The following is an 18,745-nucleotide window of genomic DNA, read 5'->3' on the forward strand; positions in this document are numbered from 1 at the left end:
GGTAGGTTGCCGGCGCCACACCGTGTCAGCGGCACTGCTCGCCTAGACTCGCGGTATCTCACCCAGGTGCACAGTGCCCAACGGTTGCGGACGGCGGTGACATGGCTTCCGAACACAGGATCAGCACGTGGGCGGCGGCGCGCAAGCGAGTCGCCGAGGCAGTGGCGACCACCCGCGCGCAGTACCCCGGCCGGCCGGCGCCGGTGGACGACCCACCGGTACCGGCCGATCTGCTGAACCTGCTGTGCCGCCTCGGCGTGGCGCTGGTCGGCTCGGGCGAGACCTCCCAGGGCGTGCAGCAGATCCTCGACCGGCTGTCCAAGCGATACGCCACCGACAACATCCATTTCATGGTGCTGCCCACGGCGGTGTTCGTGCGCGTTCGCACGCACGAGGGATCCGCGGTCGACATGCTCGACGCGCGGGTCGGCACCCTGCCGCTCGACCAGATCGCCGGGCTCTACAAGCTCATCGACAAGATCGAGCAGGACGCGCCGCCGCCGGCCGAGGCATCGGCCGACCTCGACGAGATCCTGTCGGCGAAACCGGGCAGTCCGCCGTTGGTGATCCTGCTCGGTCACGTGGTGCTGACAGTCGGTATCGGCATGATGCTCAATCCCGGGGCGCGGGCACTGGTCGGGTACGTGGTGCTCGGGCTGATCGTCGGGTTGCTCACCCAGCTGGCCGACCGATTCCGGCTGTTGAAGTCGTCGTTGCCGGTGGTCGCGGCGGCCGTGGTCGCGATGCTGTCGTTCGGGTTCCCCGGCGCGCTGGCCGGTGGCCAGCCGCAGCAGTTACTGATCCCCGCCGTGGCGACGCTGCTGCCCGGGGCGATGCTCACCAACGGCACGATCGAGCTGTCGACGGGGTCGATGGTGGCGGGTGCCAGCCGGCTGGTCTACGGCATCAACATGCTGTTCCTGTTGGCTTTCGGGCTGTTCGTCGGTATCAGTCTGCTCGGGCAGTTACAAACGGTCCCGGTGAGTTCGGCCCAATTGGGTTGGTGGGCACCACTGCTCGGGGTGCTGCTGATCGGGTACGGGCATTCGTGGCGGTCGAGCGCGCCGCAGAATTCGGTGGGCTGGCTGCTGCTCGTCCTCTACATCACCTATCTCGCGCAGTTCGCCGGTAAGGCGCTGTCGGGCCCGCTGACCGGCACGTTTCTCGGCGGTCTCGTCGCCGTGCCCGCGGCCTATCTGATCCGGAACCGCAAGAACGCACCGCCGACGCAGGTGGCTTTCCTGCCCGCGTTCTGGATGCTCGTGCCCGGCGGCATCAGCCTCACCGGCATCTCGGAGCTGGTGCTGCGCACCCATGGTGGTGCCGCGAGCGGCGGCCTGGAAGTGATTGCCTCGGCATTGCTGTCGGTGATGTCGATCGCGCTCGGCGTGATGGTCGGTTCGGGCCTGCGGGCCTCCTACCCGCCGCACGTCGGACCGATCCTCGATTCGATCGTGCCGAGAGCGCACCTGCCGTGGCATCACACGGCCGACGCGCGGCACGCCGCCGACGCCCGCCGCCACGGCGACCCAGACAGCTCAGGCTGATTCGGCCTCGGCCGCGGGGGCGGTGATGCCGAGCAGATCGTCGAACCGGGCGATCACCTTCTCGTGGTACAGCGCGAAAAGGTCGACGAACAGGGCCGATTGCGCCTCTGTCGGCTCGGAGCCCGACTCCCACACCGCGAGCAGCGCACGCCAGACGAGCACGTGCAGGTCGGCGGCGACGGCGAAGTAGGCGGTGACCGCCTCGGGCACCTCGGCGACCATGTCGCCGATCGTGTTGAGCACCGCGCGCTGCATGCTCATCCCGAGCGCACCGAGTATCCGCCGGATCAGGGCGATCTCGGTGGCGATGATGCGCGGATAGTCGGGCACGGTGTGGCGGGCGAGCGCCTCCAGCTCGTCGACGGTTGCGGCGAGTTCGCGGTGGTCGAGCGTTTTCGCCGCGCCGGTGTAGGTGAGCAAGGCCTCGAGCACGATGCCGCGTTCCACCTCGACGATGTCGGCGAACATCTCCGCCGCGATCTCCGGCGCCGACAGGGAGAAGCGGAACAGGTGCCGGTAGGCGTCCATCCCGCCTTCGGAGCGCACATCGCGAATGGTGAAGCCCTTGCCGCGGCGCGCCTCGACGAAGCCGTAGGACTCGAGCCTGCCGAGGGTGAGCTGGGCGGTGGCCCGGTTCATCCCGAATTCGTCCGCGACCTGGCGCACCGAGGGCATGAGCTCGCCCGGCCGGTACTCGCCGGTGGCGACACGGCGGGCCAGCTCGTCGGCGACGTCGGCGACCACCGTCCGGGATCCCATCGAAGAAACACCTCTCGGTCATGATCCGGCTACGTCCCAGACAGCTTAGGCGCTGGACACGACGCTTGGCACGGTCGGCAATCCTCGCGGTGATTCCCCACCCCGGCCGATCAGCAAACCGATCCGACCGACCGGCATGTTCAGCGACCGGCAGGCAACCGTCGATTCGGGCAGCGAGAATTCCCGATTCGGCTGCGCGCGGATCAGACAGCGTTGCGCCGCATCGTGATTGAATGCGCACGTATCGGCGGGACCCCAGACTCTGGAGGATGCGTTGAAGCAGATTCATTTCGTCGCGTGTGCGGTCGCCGCGCTCACCGTGATCGCCGGATCGTCCGGCTGTGGTGAGGACTCCGGCAATCGGTCCGCACACCCGAGCAGCACCGTCGCGCCGACCACATCGGCCCAGGTGATCGCCCCGCCGAGTGAGATCGTCGAGTCGACCCGCGCAGCGGCATCGAGCACGACCAGGGCGACTGCCACCGCGTCGAGGACCACGAGCGCGGCCCCCGACGAGCCCGTCGAGGACGTGGACTGCGGGCCGGTCACCGACGCTGTCGGCGGCACCCGCACGGTGATCGCCGTCGGCTCGCCTGCGGGCCGACCCGGCTGCACCGAGGCGATCGACGTCGCCGCCACCTACGTGACGACGATCCAACCGTCCGACGAGCTCGAGGTCGACGGCTGGAGCTGCCACGCCCAGCCCGACCCGGCCGTCCCGTCGGTCTGCGAGAAAGACGGGCTCACCATCGCGCTGCGGGCGAACTAGATCATGTTCTTCTCGCCCATCCAGCGCATGATCGGCCAGCCGAGCGCCACCGGGATCCAGCAGGTGAGCACGCGATAGAGCAGCACGGCGGGCACCGCGATCTCGGCGGGCACCCCGAAGGCGGCCAGACCACCGATCAGGGCCGCTTCCACCGCACCGACACCGCCGGGGGTCGGCGCGGCCGAGGCGAGGGTGCCGCCGATCATGGTGACGATCGTGACGGCCACGAAATCGGTTCCGCCACCGAAGGCCTCGACGCTCACCCACAGCACGAACGCCTTACCGAGCGTGATCACCGCCGACCCGCCGACGATCACGGAGAACCGCATCGGGTTGCGGGCGAGCGCGACGACCTCGCCCACCACCTCCCGGATCTGCGGCCACACCGAATGGTTCACCCAGCGGCGCAGTTTCGGCACGAACATGAACGCGCCGATCAACCCGACGCCCACCCCGGCGGCCAGGTACAGCACGGTGGCGTCGGGCACGATGTGGGCGAGGTTGGTCGAAGTGCCAGCGACGACACTGAACACGACGAGCAGCACCAGGTGGGTGAGCACCTGCATGGACTGCTGCAGGGCGACAGCGCCGGTGGCCCGCGCGGTCGACATGCCCGCCTGTACGAGGAACCGCACGCTCAGGGCGAGTCCGCCGACACCGGCCGGGGTGGTGGTGGCGACGAAGGTGTTGGCGAACTGTTCGAGGAACAGGTCACGGACTCGGACCAGCCCATCGGCACAGGCGCCGAGCGCGGCCGCCGCGCCGACGTAGGTGAACGCGGTGATGACCAGACCGAGCAGCGCCCACCACCAATTCAGGGTGCGCAGCTGGCTGAAGAACGTGGGCACCTGGCTGAAGAACGGGTAGGCAACGTAGACGAGCGCGACGAGCAGCACCAGCTGGATCACCTGATTGCGGGTGAACCGGGTGAGCTGTTCGGAGCCGATGCGGTCGTGACCGGTCTGCTCCCGCACCTCTTCCCGCGCGGTGGCCATCACCTTGGCCCACTTCGGCACCGTCTTGCGGATGCCCGCCGGCATGGCCGATTTGGTGAGCCTGCCCGCGGCGGTGACGACGGCGCTCTCGCCGAGTACGGCGACGGCCGCCGACACGGCCTCGTGCTTGCCGAACAGCGCGGTGGTCGACACGAGCAGCTGCGCGATGTCGGTTTGGCGCTGGGAGTCCGACGCCCCGAATTCGGCGGCGGCGAAACCGTTGAACAGGGTGTCGCCCTGGCACATTCGCACATGGTCGGGGCGCAGGTCGCCGTGGCTGATCTGGTTGTCGTGCAGGCGGACCAGCGAGCGCCACACCCCGGGCAGCACCTGCGCGGAGAGCTTGCGCAAGGGGGTTCCGCGAGGGACGGTGTGCGCGTACAGCATCCAGCCACGGTTCAGGCTCGCCACCGCGACCTGATGCGCCGAGGCCATGCCGAGATCGCCGATGGCGATACCGAGCAGCGCGCGATGTTCCACCGCGCGGTGCAGTGAGCCGTGTAGTGGCGCGGTCTCGCTGGAGCGGAAGGTGAGCCAGCGCCACAGCTGGCGGATGGCGCCGAAACTGCGCTGGTTCTTGCCGTACAGCTCGACGATGAGTTCGGATTCGGGCCCGTCGACGGCGGTGGCGAGCAGCAGCGGCCCGCGACCGGCGGGGCGGACCACCCGGAACGAGTTCACCGTGTAGCCGCGTTCGGCCAGCACCCGCACGGCGGCGTCGAGGGGCACCTCGAGTGCGGGTGTGCCGACCAGCCAGACGATCACGGCGCCGACCAGCCAGCCGACGACCAGACCGAGCATCGCCCGCGCGGGCACCACCGAACTCACCACCAGGTGGATCGGCGCGAACATCAGCAGCAGAAACCACATCCAGCGCCTCGGCCGCACCGGCAACCACGGGCTCGACACGGTGAGCATGGCGGCGAGCATCGCGATCCAGCGCGGATCGTCGAGGAACTGGGAAAGGAACGTGTCGAACCGGTCGGGCACCGGCAGATGCCATTTGGGCGTGGAGATGCCCGCCCCGGTGATCGACAGGGCCAGCACCGCGAGCAATCCCGCCGCGCCGTAGCCGAACAGCAGTTTCCACTGCCGGCGCACCACGAGTTCGATGAAGATGGCGAACGGCAACGCCAGGATGAGCATCCCGTAGATCAGATAGACCAGCGTCGACTGCTCGGGACTGAGGAAGTCGACGATCTTGGCGACGGACCGTTCCAGCGCCAGCCATTCGGGCCGGGTGATGAGCGAACCCGCCACCACGACGCCGACGCCCAACGACGCCGCGACCACGCGGACGATGTCACTCGTCCGCCTGATCCTCGGCTGCAGGAGACTCCCCGTGACCGGGATCTCCCGCCCGTCGACTCGCATGAGCCGCACGATACACACCGACACGCCGTGGAACCGCCGTGACATCACCCAATCTCGTAGTCGCCTTTGACCAGCGTGAACCGGGTCACAGACCGTCACATCACGACGCCGCGTCCCGTCCAGGAAGCAAGGAACTACCTCATCGGAAGGAACGATCATGCAGGTTCTGCTCGCCGGGGCGACCGGTGCCATCGGGCGCCCTCTGATCCGCGCACTCACCGCCCACGGGCACGCTGTCACCGCCATCGTGCGCAACCCGGCCAACCACGGGCTGGTTCGCGAACTCGGTGCCGAACCCGTCACCGCCGATGTCCTCGACCGCGACGCACTGCTGCGCGCGCTGGACGGTCTGCGCGCCGACGCGGTGATCCATCAGGCCACCGCGCTGCGCGATGCCAAGCCCCAGCGCCGCATCCCCGCCGACGATCCGACCGGCCTGTTGCGCACGGTCGGTTCCGCCCATCTGCTCGAGGCGGCCGAGCTGGTCGGTGCGCGGCGCTTTCTCACCCAGTCGCTGATCCTCGGCTACGGCTACCGCGACCACGGCACGGTTCCGCTCACCGAGCGCGACACGTTCGGTGTGTACGACGGCGGCGTGGCCGACGAAGTCGTGCGGGCGTGCGTGTCGGCGGAGGAGCAGGCGTTCGCGGCGCCCGGCCTCGAGGCGATCGCGTTGCGCTACGGGCTGTTCTACGGTCCGGGCGCGTTCAGCGACCTGTTCGGCGACATGATGCGCAAGCATCAGCCGGTGGGGCCGCGCGGAGAGGGCGGGGTGAACAGCTGGCTGCACACCGAGGACGCCGCCGCCGCGACGGTGGCCGCGCTGGAACGCGGGGTCGCCGGTCGCGCCTACAACCTGGCCGACGACACCCCGATCACCTGGGGTGAGTTCTTCCGTCTGGTGCGGCACAGCAAGCAGGCGCCGCGGCCGATCCGGTTGCCGCTGTGGCTGATCCGGCTCGGTGTGCCCTATATCGCCGCGCTGATGGGTGATACGTCGATGCGGATATCCAGCGAACTCGCGCACGCGGAATTGGGTTGGCAGCCCAGGTATTCCAGCGTCGCCGAAGGACTCGCGGCCCGTTGACCTGCTCGCGCGGTCAGGATGCGGTGACGCGGGCGTTGACGGCGGCGCGGTCGTGGGCGGGGATCACTTCGATCTCCGGCGGCAGGGCGTGCAGGCGGTGGATGGTCTCGAACGCGGCTGTGCGGTCGTGATCGACGAAATCGCCGGGGATCGGCGCCTTTTCGCGGATCAGTTCGATCTGCCGCCTGCTCCACACCGCGTCGCCCGCCAGCAGCACACGGCTGCCGTCGTCCACGGCCAGGAGTACACCGACGCTGCCGGGCGTGTGGCCGACCAGGTCGACGATGAGGACCGAACCGTCGCCGAACAGGTCGTGGCTGCGACGGAAGGTGAGTACCGGTGGGCCGTCGAGGTCGTACAGGTCGAACACCCGTCCACGCAGCGGGCCACGCGCCACGGCGAACGGGGCACCGGAATCGCCCATGGCCCAGCGGTATTCGGCTCCCGGCACGCGGATCGGCACCCAGCCGGGCAACTCGTAGAGCCCGGAGACGTGATCCCAGTGCAGGTGGGTCGGTAGCACGAAGTCGATGTCGGCGCCGGTGAGTTCGTGGTCGGCGAGCGCCTCGCTCAGACCGCGCACGGGATCGTCGAGGGCGACCACATGCGCGATGGGGAAGGCGAGTTCGGGCAGCACCCGCTGGTGCACACCGGCACAGAGGGCGGGGTCGACCAGGAAGGTGGCCTCGGGGTGGCGGATCAGGAAGGCCGACATGGTGAGTGGGGTGCAGCGCAACGTCCGGGTGCCCTCGACGACCGCCGCAGTCGGTGCCGACAAATCGGCCTGGGTGAGCGCGGCGAGCGAGACGGTGTGCCGGGCCGGTGGCAGCGGCGCCTGCTCGAGTGCGGCGAGGAAGCGGGTGTCGGCGCCGCGCGGCCACAGCAGCCGTGGGCCCGAGGCGATCGCGGCGACACCACAGGTGAGAAGCGTCGTCAACATAGCTCTGTGCTCACCCATGAGTGCCACCGTAGGCGATGGCGGTGACGACCGACCACCGCAATGATTCCGCATCCACATCCAGCGAATACCGGGCTATCAGTCGATGCGTCCCATCAGCCGGTCCGTCTCGCGGCGTTCGCGTTTCGTCGGCCTGCCCGCACCACGATCGCGGCGCGGCAAGGTGGCCAGGACTTCCTTCGGTGGGGGCGGTGGACTGCGGTCGATCAGGCACTGGGCGGCCACGGGTGGGCCGACGCGCTTGTGGATGATCTGCTCGACCACGACGATGCGTTCGGTCCCGGCATGCCGGATCCTGATCTCGTCACCGCGACGCACCGGCTGGGCCGGTTTCACCGTCACCCCGTTGACGCGCACGTGCCCGGCGCGGCAGGCATCGGCCGCCGCCGACCTGGTCTTGAACAGACGAACCGACCAGGTCCACGCATCGACGCGGGCCTGGTCGGGTGATCGTTGTTCCGCTGGGGACACCCCTTAGACGATACGGCGTGCCGTTACGACGTCGTCGGCGGAGAGCTGGGTGTAGGACACCGGGGTGCCCGACTGCACGGCGTTCAACAGCTGGCCGTTGCCCGCGTAGATGCCGACGTGGCCGCCGCCGTTGGTGATGACGATGTCACCGGCCTGCAGGTTGTCGAAGGATACGGGCGCACCCACGTGGGACTGCTCGAAGCTGGTGCGGGGCAGCTCGACACCGGCCTGGCGGTAGGCCCACTGCACGAGACCGGAGCAGTCGAAGCTCGACGGGCCCGCGGCGCCCCAGTTGTAGGAGGCACCGAGCTTGCTGCGCGCGGCGTCGAGGGCGATGTTGCCCGCCGACTGCTGCTGCTGCTCGAAGGGGTTGTCGAACTGCACGCTCGGCAGCTGCGGCGCGGCCTGGCCCTGCGGGGCGACCATGGACTGCAGCTGCTTTTCCACCTGCTGGGCGGGCTGTTCGAGTTCGGGCGGCAGATCGAAATTGCCGAGGCCCGGAATGTTGATCGTGGCGGCCTGCGAAATCGCTGGCATCGCACCGGTTGTGGCGGCCACCGCACCCATGACGAGTGCACCCTTGACGGAATTCGGCAGACGAGAATCCCGCTGCAAGCTGTGTTTACCCACCGAGACGAGTCTCCGATCTTGCTGCTCACCCGCCGCGCTGTCGTGTTCGCTTGGGAAACACGACTATTCGGCGGTGACCCGTGGCGCCGCTTCTCTGACGAAGCGACAGACTCCACTAAGTCACGAGAAGATTACGGCCTGTGATCCACGGTGTCCAGCGGTGCCCGCAAGTTGTTTTCCCGCTGCCGCCAAAGCCCTGTTCAGCGCGCTGCCACGGCGTGTCGAGAGGGATAACGGTCCGGTCTCCCGATGTCGCGCGGTCTCTCGATGTCACTGCCCGTCGCGGTCGCGCAGCGCCTGTTCGAGTTCGGCGATGCGGCTGCGGGCATCGGCGAGGTCGGCCTCGAGGCGGCCCAGCGCCGCGACGACCGGACCGATGGCGATGTGGGCGACGGCCTCCACGGGGTTCATGTCGCCGGTTCCCGCCGCGAGGGCGGCCAGCACGCCACGCTTGATGGTGTCGGCCCGGTGCGCGCCGGGTGGCACCCGCCAGCCGGCGACGATCTGGGCGGGCGTCAGGTAGACCGGTGACGTGGCGTCCTCGTCTCGCGATGGTTGCTCCGAGCTTGGCTCCTCGAACATCGGGCTCCGTTCTTTCTCGGGTTCGCTAGCAGTATCTAGGACACGGCACAGAGTTACCGAGATTCTGCCGTGCACACGCGCTACGGTTGCCAGGCATGGACCCCGTGCGCAATCCCTATGCTCCCGGCGCCGGTCAGCGTCCGCCCGAATTGGCCGGGCGCGACAAGCAACTCGCCGCCTTCGACATCGTCCTGGAACGGGTGGCGCGCGGGCGGCCGGAGCGCAGTGTGATGCTCACCGGGCTGCGTGGAGTGGGAAAGACCGTGCTGCTCAATCAGCTTCGGTCGGCCGCGGTGTCGCGCGGTTGGGGTACCGGCAAGATCGAGGCACGGCCCGATCAGGATCTGCGCAGGCCGCTGTCCTCGGCGCTGCACATGGCGGTGCGCGCGGTCGCGATGGCGCATCGCAATCCGGAACAGGTCGACGATTTCCTCGGCATCCTCAAGGCTTTCGCGTTGCGCGCCACCGCCGACAAGGGCATGCGGGAACGCTGGCAGCCCGGTATCGATGTGCCCGCGGTGACCGGCCGGGCCGATTCCGGCGATATCGAGATCGATCTGATCGAGTTGTTCAAGGAGGCCGCCGCCCTCGCCGCCGCGATCGGCGTGGGCATCGGCATATTCATCGACGAGATGCAAGATCTGGGGCCCGCCGATGTGTCGGCGATCTGCGGCGCCTGCCATGAATTGAGCCAGGATGCCGCGCCGTTGATCGTGGTCGGTGCGGGTCTGCCGCACCTGCCCGCGGTGCTGTCGGCGTCGAAGAGCTATTCCGAGCGTCTGTTCAGCTATCACCGCATCGATCGGCTCGACCGGGAGTCGGCGGATCAGGCGCTCATCGCGCCCGCCGAGCGTGAGGAGGTGAAGTTCACCTCCGAGGCGCTCGATTCGCTGTACCAAAGGGCCGACGGTTACCCGTATTTCGTGCAGGCGTACGGGAAGGCGGCCTGGGACCAGGCGCCCGAGAGCCCGATCACGGCCGAGGACGTGGCCGTGGCCTCCCCCGCCGCCGAGGAGGAACTTGCCGTCGGCTTCTTCGGTTCACGCTACGAACGCGCGACCCCCGCGGAGCGCGAGTACATGCGGGCGATGGCCGATCTGGCCGGGGACGACGGCCCGGTCGCCACGGCCGCGGTCGCCGCCGAGCTGGGCCGTAAGCCCGCCTCGGTCTCCCCTGCCCGCGACGGGCTCATCAAGAAGGGCCTGATCTACTCCGCCGAGCGCGGGACGATCGGCTTCACCGTTCCGCATTTCGGGCGCTATCTGCGCAGCGTATAGAAGTATCCAGCTCTATAGCCATTTTGCTAGATATCGGTATAAAGAGCTGACGAAGGCCCTCTCGACACTCGTCTTCGGGTTTCTGGACGAAACCCTAGATTCCTTTAGAGCTTCCTGCGATCACAAGAACGGCCACGCCGGAGTCTTTTGCGCATCGGCTGAATAACGCGAGGCATGCCCGGTTAACGCCAGGGCTACCTAGGTCGAAACACCACCACAGCCCGCGCACGCAGTCGACCAGGAGGCCCAGCCCATGGACACCACAACGGCCGAGGCCCGCCGCTGCACCGTCGTCGCCGACGACGGCACGCCGATCGCCACCCGCACCTACGGCTCCCCCGACGCCCCCATGACCGTCGTCTTTGTGCACGGCCACTGCCTGCACACCGAATCGTGGGCCCGCCTGCGCGAACAGCTGCACACCCGATGGAGCTCCGACACCAAGATGGTCTTCTACGACCACCGCGGCCACGGCGAATCCGGCCACGCCCACCACGACACCTACACCATCGACCAGCTCGCCGCCGACCTCGACGCGGTGCTGCGCACGATCGCACCGGCCGGCCCGGTGGTGCTGGTCGGGCACTCGATGGGCGCGATGGTGCTGCTCGCCTACGCCCGGCTGTACCCGGAGACCATCGGTACGCGGGTCACCGGCGTCGGCCTCATCGCGGGCGCGGCGGGCGGGCTCACCGAGCTGGGGCTCGGCAGACTGCTCAACCGGCACGCCGTCGCCTCCCTGCAGCGTGCGGTGGTCCACGCGCCACGGGTGATGCAGGCCTCGAAGCGCCTGTCACGCTGGGTGTTCGGGCCGCTGATCCGCGAGGGCCGGGAGCGCACCCGCACGACGGCGATCGCCACGGCGATCCTCAACGAGACCGCCCTGCTCACCATGGCGGGCTTCCTGAACTCGCTGCTCACTTTCGACGAGGCGCACACCCTGCGCCGCTTCGGCGACCTGCCCGCGCTGGTGCTCGCCGGGTCCGCCGACCTGATGGTGCCGTTCACGCATTCGATCGCGCTGGCCTCGGAACTGGCCGGTGCCGAGCTGGTGCGGATCGAAGGTGCCGGTCACAGCGTGATTCTCGAACACGCCGAGGAGGTGGCCCACGCCATCGCCGCGCTGGTCGAGCGCTCGGGTGTGAGCATTCACAACCGCTACGCCATCGCGGGCTGACATCCAACAGTTATCCGACGGCAACCGCCGAATCCCCAGCAACTTCGGGCGTAAACCGAAAAGATCAGTTACTGTGGTGGAGATCACGTTGTGTGGTGAGTCACACGGCTCGGTGCAGTGCGGCCCGGGAGCTTTTCGGGCGTGCCCGTGATCCGGCGAGTCGGTATGCCCGCCATATACCCAGGAGGTAACGATGACACGCAGCGATATCGCGGAACTGCGCTACGCGGTCGGCCAACTCCGGCAATCGATCGGCGCACTGCGCTCCAACTACGGCGACGCGGCCACCGTGCGCCGGTTGGAGAACGACCTCGAGCGGCTCGTCATCGACGCCGAGGACTTCGAGCAGGCGCCCCCGCCGGAACTGGCCGTACCGCGCCGGGCGGAACCGATCTATGTTCCCGACAGCAAGTCCGACGAGGCGGCCTGGATGGGTGCGCAGGACGAGGGCCTCGGCTTCCACTCGCGGCCCAGGACCAAGTAGGAGCACGACCTCGGCGCGGCAGCCTCCGGGTTGCCGCGCCGATCCCTGTCCGCGGTGCACGGGCCTGACACACTGCCGCGTGTGGCTCGCCCGCGGTGCAGGCCGACCGGTCAGGCGCGGTGTCTACCCAATCGGCGACCGCCGCGGACACCATGGAAGCGGGCGCCGCGTGGGGTCTCCACCGGCTCGTCGGATTCGACCGATTCGAACAGCGCGGCAATGCCGTGGTCGTGGCCGAGGGCGATGGCTTCCAACCCGAATCGCCCACCGGTGCGGCCGAGTTCGTGCAGCATCGTGGTCATGATCCGCAGGCCGGTCGCACCGACCGGGTGACCGAGCGCGATGTCGGAGCCGTTCACATTGAGGCGGTCGAGTGGGTCGAGTTCCCAGGCGGTGGCCAGTGCCAGCACCTCCACCGCGTAGCCCTCGTTGATCTCGAGCAGATCGACATCGTCGAGTGTGTGACCGGTGCGGCCGAGCAGTTTGGCGACAGCCGGTGCGGCGCCGAGCGCGGGACCCGAGGTGTCACAGCCCGCGGCGGCCCAGCCCGCGAGGAAGGCCATCGGGGTCAGGCCGAGCGAGGTGAGCCGGTCCTCGGCGACGACCAGGCAGGCCGACGCACCGAGCCGATGGCTACTCATGTTCCCCACCGTCACCACGCCGTCGGGCAGCAGGGGTCGCAGGCCGGCCAGGGTGTGCGTGGACAGGTCGTCGCGCACGCCTTCATCGCGGCCGATCTGGTGCCCACCGTGTCCCGGGCCGACATCCACCGGAACCACCTCCGCACCGAACGCGCCCTGGCGCCAGGCGCGCGCGGCTTTGCGATGGCTGGCCACGGCGAACTCGTCGGCCGCGGTGCGATCGATCCCGTAGTAGCCCGCCAACCGCTCGGCATTGTGCAGGCCCTCGACGCCACCGGGTAGTCCGGCCGGGGTGGTCACGCATTCCACTCCCCCGGCCACCACCACGTCGGCGGCGCCGGTCTGCACCATCATGGCGGCGGTGATCACGGCCTGCAGCCCACTGCCGCCGTGCCGGTCGGTGAGAAAGCCGGGCACCGCGAACGGCAGTCCGGCGCCCCGGGCGGCCAGCGCGCCGACGGCAGGCACGTTCGCCAGACCGCCGTCGACGCAGGCCATGGCGACGTCCTCGATGCGCAGCGGGTCGATGCCGGAGCGTTCGATCACCGCCGAAAGGACCGTCGTCGCCAGCCACTCGGCGGGCATTCCCGACAGCGCCCCGCCCTCCACCCCGCTCGGGGTACGGACCGGCGCCACGATCGCGGCTCTTCTCATGGCCATAGGGCACCACACGTTTGTTGCACGGGCATGACGCGCCTTCACAGGCGCAACGCTGTGATAGAGATCACCGCCATGCGAGGCAGGCGAGTGCGTGCGACCCGACTCGAGCGGCCGGAACACAGGCGTATGGTGCTCCACATCACAGTCCACAGCGGTGGGGAATGATTGCCGCCGCACACCTGCAGAGCAGCGAGGCATCGACCGTGAGTGCCGCACCGACCACCACCCCCGCCGCGGGGACCGGCGTCTTCAGCCGAACAAGGGCCCGTATCGCCGCGCGCACGTTGCGCACCGACCGCTGGTGGCTGCCGCCGCTGCTCACCACCCTCGGCCTGACCGCCTTCGTCGCCTACGCGACGGTCAGATCGTTTGTGCGCACGGCCTATTGGGTGCCGGAGTACCACTATCTGACGCCGTTCTACTCCCCCTGCCTCAGCGATTCGTGCGTGCCGGGTTCGAGCCATTTCGGTACGCCGTTTCCCGAGCTGCCGATGTGGATTCCGCTCGGGTTCGTGGTGCTGCCGTTCCTGCTCGGGTTCCGGCTCACCTGCTACTACTACCGCAAGGCCTACTACCGGTCGATGTGGATGTCGCCGCCTGCGTGCGCGGTGGCCGAACCGCACGCACGCTACAGCGGTGAGACACGTCTGCCGCTCATCATCCAGAACGCGCACCGCTACTTCTTCTATGTGGCGCTGGTCGTTTCACTGATCAACACCTACGACGCGCTGTCGGCGTTCCACGGCAGCGGCGGCGGTTTCGGCTTCGGCCTGGGCAATGTGGTGTTGCTGGTGAACGTCATCCTGCTGTGGGCGTACACGCTGTCGTGCCATTCGTGCAGGCACATCGCGGGCGGCAGGCTCAAGCATTTCTCGGCTCACCCGGTGCGGTACTGGTTCTGGACCCAGGTGTCCAAACTCAACACCCGCCACATGGCGCTGGCCTGGACCACGCTCGGCACCCTCGTCCTCACCGACTTCTACGTGATGTTGGTGGCGAGCCAGACCATTTCGGATCTGCGGTTCGTGAACTGAACCGCGACAACGCGAGGAGCTTCATTTCGATGCCAGAGGTGGAACGGCACGACTACGACGTCGTGGTGATCGGGGCGGGCGGCGCGGGTCTGCGAGCCGTGATCGAGGCACGTGAGCAAGGCTTTTCGGTGGCGGTGGTGTGTAAGTCGCTGTTCGGCAAGGCACACACCGTGATGGCCGAGGGCGGGTGCGCGGCCTCGATGGGCAATGCCAACGAGAAGGACAACTGGCAGACCCACTTCAAGGACACGATGCGCGGCGGCAAGTTCCTCAACAACTGGCGGATGGCCGAACTGCACGCCCGCGAGGCAGCCGACCGGGTGTGGGAGCTGGAAACCTATGGGGCGCTGTTCGATCGAACGCCCGACGGACGCATCTCCCAACGCAACTTCGGCGGCCACACCTACCCGCGTCTGGCGCATGTGGGTGACCGGACGGGGCTGGAACTGATCCGGACCATGCAGCAGAAGATCGTGTCGCTGCAGCAGGAGGACTACGCGGCGACCGGCGATTACGAGGCGCGGATCAAGGTTTTCGCCGAGTGCACGGTCACCGAGCTGCTCACCGAGGACGGAAAGATCGCCGGCGCGTTCGGCTACTACCGGGAGTCGGGGCGATTCGTGCTGTTCCGGGCGCCGGCGGTGGTGCTCGCGACCGGCGGTATCGGCAAGTCCTACAAGGTCACCTCGAACTCCTGGGAGTACACCGGCGACGGGCACGCCCTCGCGCTGCGCGCGGGCGCCACGCTGATCAATATGGAGTTCCTGCAATTCCATCCGACCGGCATGGTGTGGCCGCCGAGTGTGAAGGGCATCCTCGTCACCGAGGGGGTGCGCGGCGACGGTGGCGTGCTGAAGAACTCCGAGGGCAAGCGGTTCATGTTCGACTACATCCCGCCGGTGTTCAAGGGCCAGTACGCCGAGACCGAGGACGAGGCCGATCAGTGGTTGCGCGACAACGACTCCGCGCGCCGCACCCCCGACCTGCTCCCCCGCGACGAAGTGGCACGCGCGATCAACGAGGAGGTGAAGGCGGGCCGCGGCACCGAACACGGTGGGGTGTACCTGGATATCGCGTCCCGGATGCCCGCCGAGGAGATCGTGCGGCGGTTGCCGTCGATGCATCACCAGTTCAAGGAACTGGCCGATGTGGACATCACCGCCGAACCGATGGAGGTGGGGCCCACCTGCCACTACGTGATGGGTGGCATCGAGGTCGATCCCGACACCGGCGCGGCCGTGGTGCCCGGATTGTTCGCTGCCGGTGAGTGTTCCGGCGGCATGCACGGTTCCAATCGGCTGGGCGGGAATTCCCTGTCGGATCTGCTGGTGTTCGGCAGAAGGGCCGGCCTCGGCGCCGCGGCCTACGTCGGCGGGCTGACCGAGCGCCCCGCACCGAGCGACGCCGATATCGAGTCGGCGTCGAAAACCGCTCTCGCACCGTTCGATCCGCCGACGGACGGCGCAGGCGAAAACCCCTATACCCTGCACGCCGAGCTGCAGGAGACGATGAACGACCTCGTCGGCATCATCCGCAAGGAACACGAGGTGCGCGAGGCCATCGACAAACTGGCCGACCTGCGCGCCCGGTACGCGCGAGTCACCGTCGTCGGCGACCGGCACTTCAATCCCGGCTGGCACCTGGCGCTCGACCTGGCCAACATGCTGCTGGTGAGCGAATGCGTTGCCCAGGCGGCGCTGTTGCGCACCGAGAGCCGAGGTGGACACACCCGCGACGACCACCCGGGCATGGATCCGACCTGGCGCAATTCGCTGCTGGTCTGCGCGCTGGATCCGGGGCGCTCGGGCGGACTGGTGCCCGGCGTCACCGTCACCCGCAAGGAACAGACTCCCATGCGCGAGGACCTGCTGGCCCTGTTCGAATTCTCCGAGCTCGAAAAGTACTACACCGAGCAAGAATTGGCCGCCCACCCGGCGGCCGAAGGAAAGGCGTGACCATGGGATACGACGCTCGTTTCCGGGTCTGGCGCGGTGACATCGACGGCGGCGACCTGCAGGACTACACCGTCGCGGTGAACGAGGGCGAGGTGGTGCTCGACATCATCCACCGCCTGCAGGCCACCCAGACCCCCGATCTGGCGGTGCGCTGGAATTGCAAGGCGGGCAAGTGCGGTTCGTGTTCGGCGGAGGTGAACGGGCGGCCACGGCTGCTGTGCATGACCCGCATGTCGACGTTCGCTCCCGACGAGGTCATCACGGTCACCCCGATGCGCACCTTCCCGGTGGTCAAGGATCTCGTCACCGATGTGTCGTTCAACTACGAGAAGGCCAGGGAGATACCGTCTTTCGCGCCGCCGGACCTCGCGCCGGGCGAGTACCGGATGAAGCAGGTCGACGTGGAACGCTCGCAGGAGTTCCGCAAGTGCATCGAGTGTTTCCTGTGCCAGAACACCTGTCACGTGGTGCGCGACCACGAGGAGAACAAGCAGGAATTCGCCGGGCCGCGCTACCTGATGCGCATCGCGGAACTGGAGATGCATCCGCTCGACACCGCCGACCGGCGCGAACTCGCCCAGGAGGACGCGGGCCTGGGCTATTGCAATATCACCAAATGCTGTACCGAGGTGTGCCCGGAACACATCAAGATCACCGACAATGCGTTGATTCCGCTCAAGGAACGGGTGGTCGACCGTAAATACGATCCGATTGTCTGGCTCGGCAATAAATTGTTCCGGCGGTGAGACCGTGGCTGTCCGCTACAAGACAGCCACGGTCCCTACCGCTACCGATCCGACCAGTAATCCGATGAACAGCGCCGCGAGCAACGATCCGGTGAGTGTGTAGATTCCGATCGCCGATACCGCGAAAAGCAGGATCATGATCAGGCGTTCCACCCCGTCCTCAGGCGCCAGCCTCCGGTACCGGGGTGCAGTTTTCTTCAACCCTCGGTCCATGAAGAAGGATTACCCACCGGGGGCATTCGGCAAACGTTACGGGCGGTCGAACTCACCGTCGTGCACGCCCGCCGTGAACGCCGCCCATTCGCTCGGGGTGAAGATGAGCACCGGGCCGTCGGGGTTCTTGCCGTCACGCAGGGCTACGTTGCCCTCGTCGAGCATTGCCACCTCGACGCTCGCGTCGTCACCGTCGCCGGCGCGCTGCCAGGTGGCTCCGGTGAGATCGATATCGCGTTTGGTGTTCACGCCAGTACCCCGGTGTCGATGCTGCGGGTGAAGGCGTCCCAGCTCGGTCCGTCGAAGACCAGCGCGGGCCCGGCCGGATTCTTGCTGTCACGCACGCCGACGTGACCGCCGAACAGAAAGGCAACTTCCACGCAATCTTTGTTCGCGCTGCTGCGGGTGCTCTTGAACCAGTGTGCGTCGACGAGATCGAAACTCATGCCACATACTCCTTCGCGACCCGCCGGAGCAGGTCTCTACTCGGTTGACAATCCAGCGCATGGCGCCGGAGGCACTCGTGAGCCCGGTCGTACCGTGTGACATCCGTGCGTCGTTCCAGGTAGAGGTCGCCGGTAAAGCCTTCGGCGTACACCACCGGTGGTTCGACCGGTTTACCGCTGCCATCGGTGCCGAACTCGAGAACCGTGAAAGGTCCGGTGGAGACTCCGAGTGGAACACCGGCGGCAAACGGCAGAATACGCAGTGCGACATTGCCCCGGGTACCGAAATCGGCAAGATGGCGCAACTGCGCAGCCATCACCTTGGCATTACCGACGACGCGATGCAAGACCGACTCGTGCACAACGACATCGAGTTCGGCCGGTTCGTGTTCGCGCCCGATCAGGGTCTGGCGTTGCATGCGCAGCGATACGCGCCGTTCGAGTTCGGCGGGTGAATCTTTCGGGCAGGCAAGCTGATTCAGCGTGCGCACATAGTCGGCGGTCTGCAGCAGTCCGGGGACGAGCTCGGATTGATAGGTGCGCAGGCTGCGGGCGGAGGCCTCCAATCCGATGTAGATGTCGAAATTCTCGGGAATGAGGTCGCCGTATGCGTGCCACCAGCTCTTGACGGCGGCCTGCTGAGCCAGGCCGGCCAGCCCGTCGGTCACCTCGCGCGGGACGCCGTAGATGCGGCAGAGTTCGTTGATATCGATGGTGCGGATGCGGTCGGCGTGGCCCTTTTCCAGGCGTTGCAGGGTGCTCGCGCCCCATTCCATACGTTTGGCCGCCTCGGCGATGGTCAGGCCCGCCTTGGTCCGCCATTCACGCAGATGGCGGCCGAGTTGACGGCGCGGCAGCGTAGACGCCGCCGGAGTTCGGTTAGATGCAGTGGCCACAGCCGTGCTCCTTCGATTCGCGCTGTGGGGAATCCTGCACTCTC

The 18,745-nt window shown here is 67.8% G+C and carries 20 protein-coding genes; 9 read left to right on the forward strand and 11 right to left on the reverse strand.

Annotated features, from left to right (window positions below):
* The first annotated feature begins 101 nt into the window (after positions 1-101).
* Complete coding sequence (locus LDL21_RS22120; protein ID WP_225281591.1) at positions 102-1,547, forward strand: threonine/serine exporter family protein; 1,446 nt, start codon at positions 102-104, stop codon at positions 1,545-1,547.
* Here the strand turns inward: LDL21_RS22120 and LDL21_RS22125 are convergent.
* Positions 1,539-2,306 (reverse strand): GntR family transcriptional regulator, encoded by a 768-nt coding sequence (locus LDL21_RS22125; protein WP_225281592.1) that lies wholly within the window; start codon positions 2,304-2,306, stop codon positions 1,539-1,541. The two genes, LDL21_RS22120 and LDL21_RS22125, sit on opposite strands and share 9 nt — an antisense overlap.
* A gap of 274 nt (positions 2,307-2,580) precedes the next feature.
* Between LDL21_RS22125 and LDL21_RS22130 the strand changes: the two genes are divergently transcribed.
* Positions 2,581-3,075 (forward strand): hypothetical protein, encoded by a 495-nt coding sequence (locus LDL21_RS22130; RefSeq protein WP_225281593.1) that lies wholly within the window; start codon positions 2,581-2,583, stop codon positions 3,073-3,075.
* Here LDL21_RS22130 and LDL21_RS22135 read toward each other — a convergent pair.
* On the reverse strand, positions 3,072-5,444 hold the full coding sequence (locus tag LDL21_RS22135; RefSeq protein WP_181698585.1) for a lysylphosphatidylglycerol synthase transmembrane domain-containing protein: 2,373 nt from the start codon (positions 5,442-5,444) through the stop codon (positions 3,072-3,074). The two genes, LDL21_RS22130 and LDL21_RS22135, sit on opposite strands and share 4 nt — an antisense overlap.
* Before the next feature lie 157 nt (positions 5,445-5,601).
* On the opposite strand from LDL21_RS22135, the gene LDL21_RS22140 reads away from it, so the two are divergent.
* Positions 5,602-6,531, forward strand: a complete 930-nt coding sequence (locus LDL21_RS22140; protein WP_225281594.1) for an NAD-dependent epimerase/dehydratase family protein — start codon at positions 5,602-5,604, stop codon at positions 6,529-6,531.
* A 13-nt stretch (positions 6,532-6,544) separates the two neighbouring features.
* Here LDL21_RS22140 and LDL21_RS22145 read toward each other — a convergent pair whose 3' ends face one another.
* The 4 genes from LDL21_RS22145 to LDL21_RS22160 all read right to left on the reverse strand — a co-directional run bounded on the left by LDL21_RS22145 (position 6,545) and on the right by LDL21_RS22160 (position 9,172).
* Entirely contained in the window at positions 6,545-7,471 is a 927-nt protein-coding gene (locus tag LDL21_RS22145; protein ID WP_225281595.1) for an MBL fold metallo-hydrolase, read from the reverse strand.
* A gap of 96 nt (positions 7,472-7,567) precedes the next feature.
* On the reverse strand, positions 7,568-7,960 hold the full coding sequence (locus tag LDL21_RS22150; RefSeq protein ID WP_225281596.1) for an RNA-binding S4 domain-containing protein: 393 nt from the start codon (positions 7,958-7,960) through the stop codon (positions 7,568-7,570).
* 3 nt (positions 7,961-7,963) lie between these two features.
* Positions 7,964-8,527: a C40 family peptidase gene (locus LDL21_RS22155; RefSeq protein WP_067497265.1), complete on the reverse strand. Its 564-nt coding sequence runs from the start codon at positions 8,525-8,527 to the stop codon at positions 7,964-7,966.
* Between the two features lie 333 nt (positions 8,528-8,860).
* Positions 8,861-9,172 carry a hypothetical protein gene (locus tag LDL21_RS22160; RefSeq protein WP_225281597.1) on the reverse strand — a complete coding sequence of 104 codons (312 nt, stop codon included), beginning with the start codon at positions 9,170-9,172 and terminating at the stop codon, positions 8,861-8,863.
* A 95-nt stretch (positions 9,173-9,267) separates the two neighbouring features.
* Between LDL21_RS22160 and LDL21_RS22165 the strand changes: the two genes are divergently transcribed.
* The 3 genes from LDL21_RS22165 to LDL21_RS22175 all read left to right on the forward strand — a co-directional run bounded on the left by LDL21_RS22165 (position 9,268) and on the right by LDL21_RS22175 (position 12,110).
* A complete protein-coding gene (locus tag LDL21_RS22165) occupies positions 9,268-10,449 on the forward strand; it encodes a DUF8462 domain-containing protein (RefSeq protein WP_067497266.1) in 1,182 nt (393 codons plus the stop codon).
* Positions 10,450-10,702: 253 nt separating this feature from the next.
* A complete protein-coding gene (locus tag LDL21_RS22170) occupies positions 10,703-11,626 on the forward strand; it encodes an alpha/beta fold hydrolase (protein WP_181698583.1) in 924 nt (307 codons plus the stop codon).
* Between the two features lie 193 nt (positions 11,627-11,819).
* Positions 11,820-12,110 (forward strand): Rv0250c family protein, encoded by a 291-nt coding sequence (locus tag LDL21_RS22175; protein ID WP_067497270.1) that lies wholly within the window; start codon positions 11,820-11,822, stop codon positions 12,108-12,110.
* 110 nt (positions 12,111-12,220) lie between these two features.
* Here LDL21_RS22175 and LDL21_RS22180 read toward each other — a convergent pair whose 3' ends face one another.
* A complete protein-coding gene (locus LDL21_RS22180; RefSeq protein ID WP_225281598.1) occupies positions 12,221-13,405 on the reverse strand; it encodes a thiolase family protein in 1,185 nt (394 codons plus the stop codon).
* Positions 13,406-13,572: 167 nt separating this feature from the next.
* On the opposite strand from LDL21_RS22180, the gene sdhC reads away from it, so the two are divergent.
* Genes sdhC through LDL21_RS22195 form a run of 3 tightly spaced genes read left to right on the forward strand, consistent with a single transcriptional unit; the run spans position 13,573 to position 17,146 of the window.
* Positions 13,573-14,445 carry a succinate dehydrogenase subunit SdhC gene (gene sdhC, locus LDL21_RS22185; RefSeq protein ID WP_255495376.1) on the forward strand — a complete coding sequence of 291 codons (873 nt, stop codon included), beginning with the start codon at positions 13,573-13,575 and terminating at the stop codon, positions 14,443-14,445.
* A 29-nt stretch (positions 14,446-14,474) separates the two neighbouring features.
* On the forward strand, positions 14,475-16,400 hold the full coding sequence (locus LDL21_RS22190; RefSeq protein ID WP_225281599.1) for a fumarate reductase/succinate dehydrogenase flavoprotein subunit: 1,926 nt from the start codon (positions 14,475-14,477) through the stop codon (positions 16,398-16,400).
* A gap of 2 nt (positions 16,401-16,402) precedes the next feature.
* Positions 16,403-17,146: a succinate dehydrogenase/fumarate reductase iron-sulfur subunit gene (locus tag LDL21_RS22195; RefSeq protein WP_181698580.1), complete on the forward strand. Its 744-nt coding sequence runs from the start codon at positions 16,403-16,405 to the stop codon at positions 17,144-17,146.
* A 15-nt stretch (positions 17,147-17,161) separates the two neighbouring features.
* On the opposite strand, the gene LDL21_RS22200 is transcribed toward LDL21_RS22195, so the two are convergent.
* The 4 genes from LDL21_RS22200 to LDL21_RS22215 form a co-directional block, all read right to left on the reverse strand.
* Positions 17,162-17,299, reverse strand: a complete 138-nt coding sequence (locus tag LDL21_RS22200; RefSeq protein ID WP_225281600.1) for a hypothetical protein — start codon at positions 17,297-17,299, stop codon at positions 17,162-17,164.
* A 96-nt stretch (positions 17,300-17,395) separates the two neighbouring features.
* Positions 17,396-17,608, reverse strand: coding sequence for a DUF397 domain-containing protein (locus LDL21_RS22205; protein WP_067497277.1), 213 nt, complete (start codon positions 17,606-17,608; stop codon positions 17,396-17,398).
* The gene (locus tag LDL21_RS22210; RefSeq protein WP_067497279.1) at positions 17,605-17,805 is read right to left on the reverse strand and encodes a DUF397 domain-containing protein; all 201 of its coding nucleotides are present in this window, start codon (positions 17,803-17,805) and stop codon (positions 17,605-17,607) included. The genes LDL21_RS22205 and LDL21_RS22210 overlap by 4 nt, the downstream gene beginning before the upstream one ends.
* Positions 17,802-18,701 (reverse strand): helix-turn-helix domain-containing protein, encoded by a 900-nt coding sequence (locus LDL21_RS22215; RefSeq protein ID WP_181698578.1) that lies wholly within the window; start codon positions 18,699-18,701, stop codon positions 17,802-17,804. The genes LDL21_RS22210 and LDL21_RS22215 overlap by 4 nt, the downstream gene beginning before the upstream one ends.
* Positions 18,702-18,745 lie beyond the last annotated feature (44 nt).

It is taken from the genome of Nocardia rosealba, from assembly GCF_020216065.1.
Classification (GTDB): domain Bacteria; phylum Actinomycetota; class Actinomycetes; order Mycobacteriales; family Mycobacteriaceae; genus Nocardia; species Nocardia rosealba.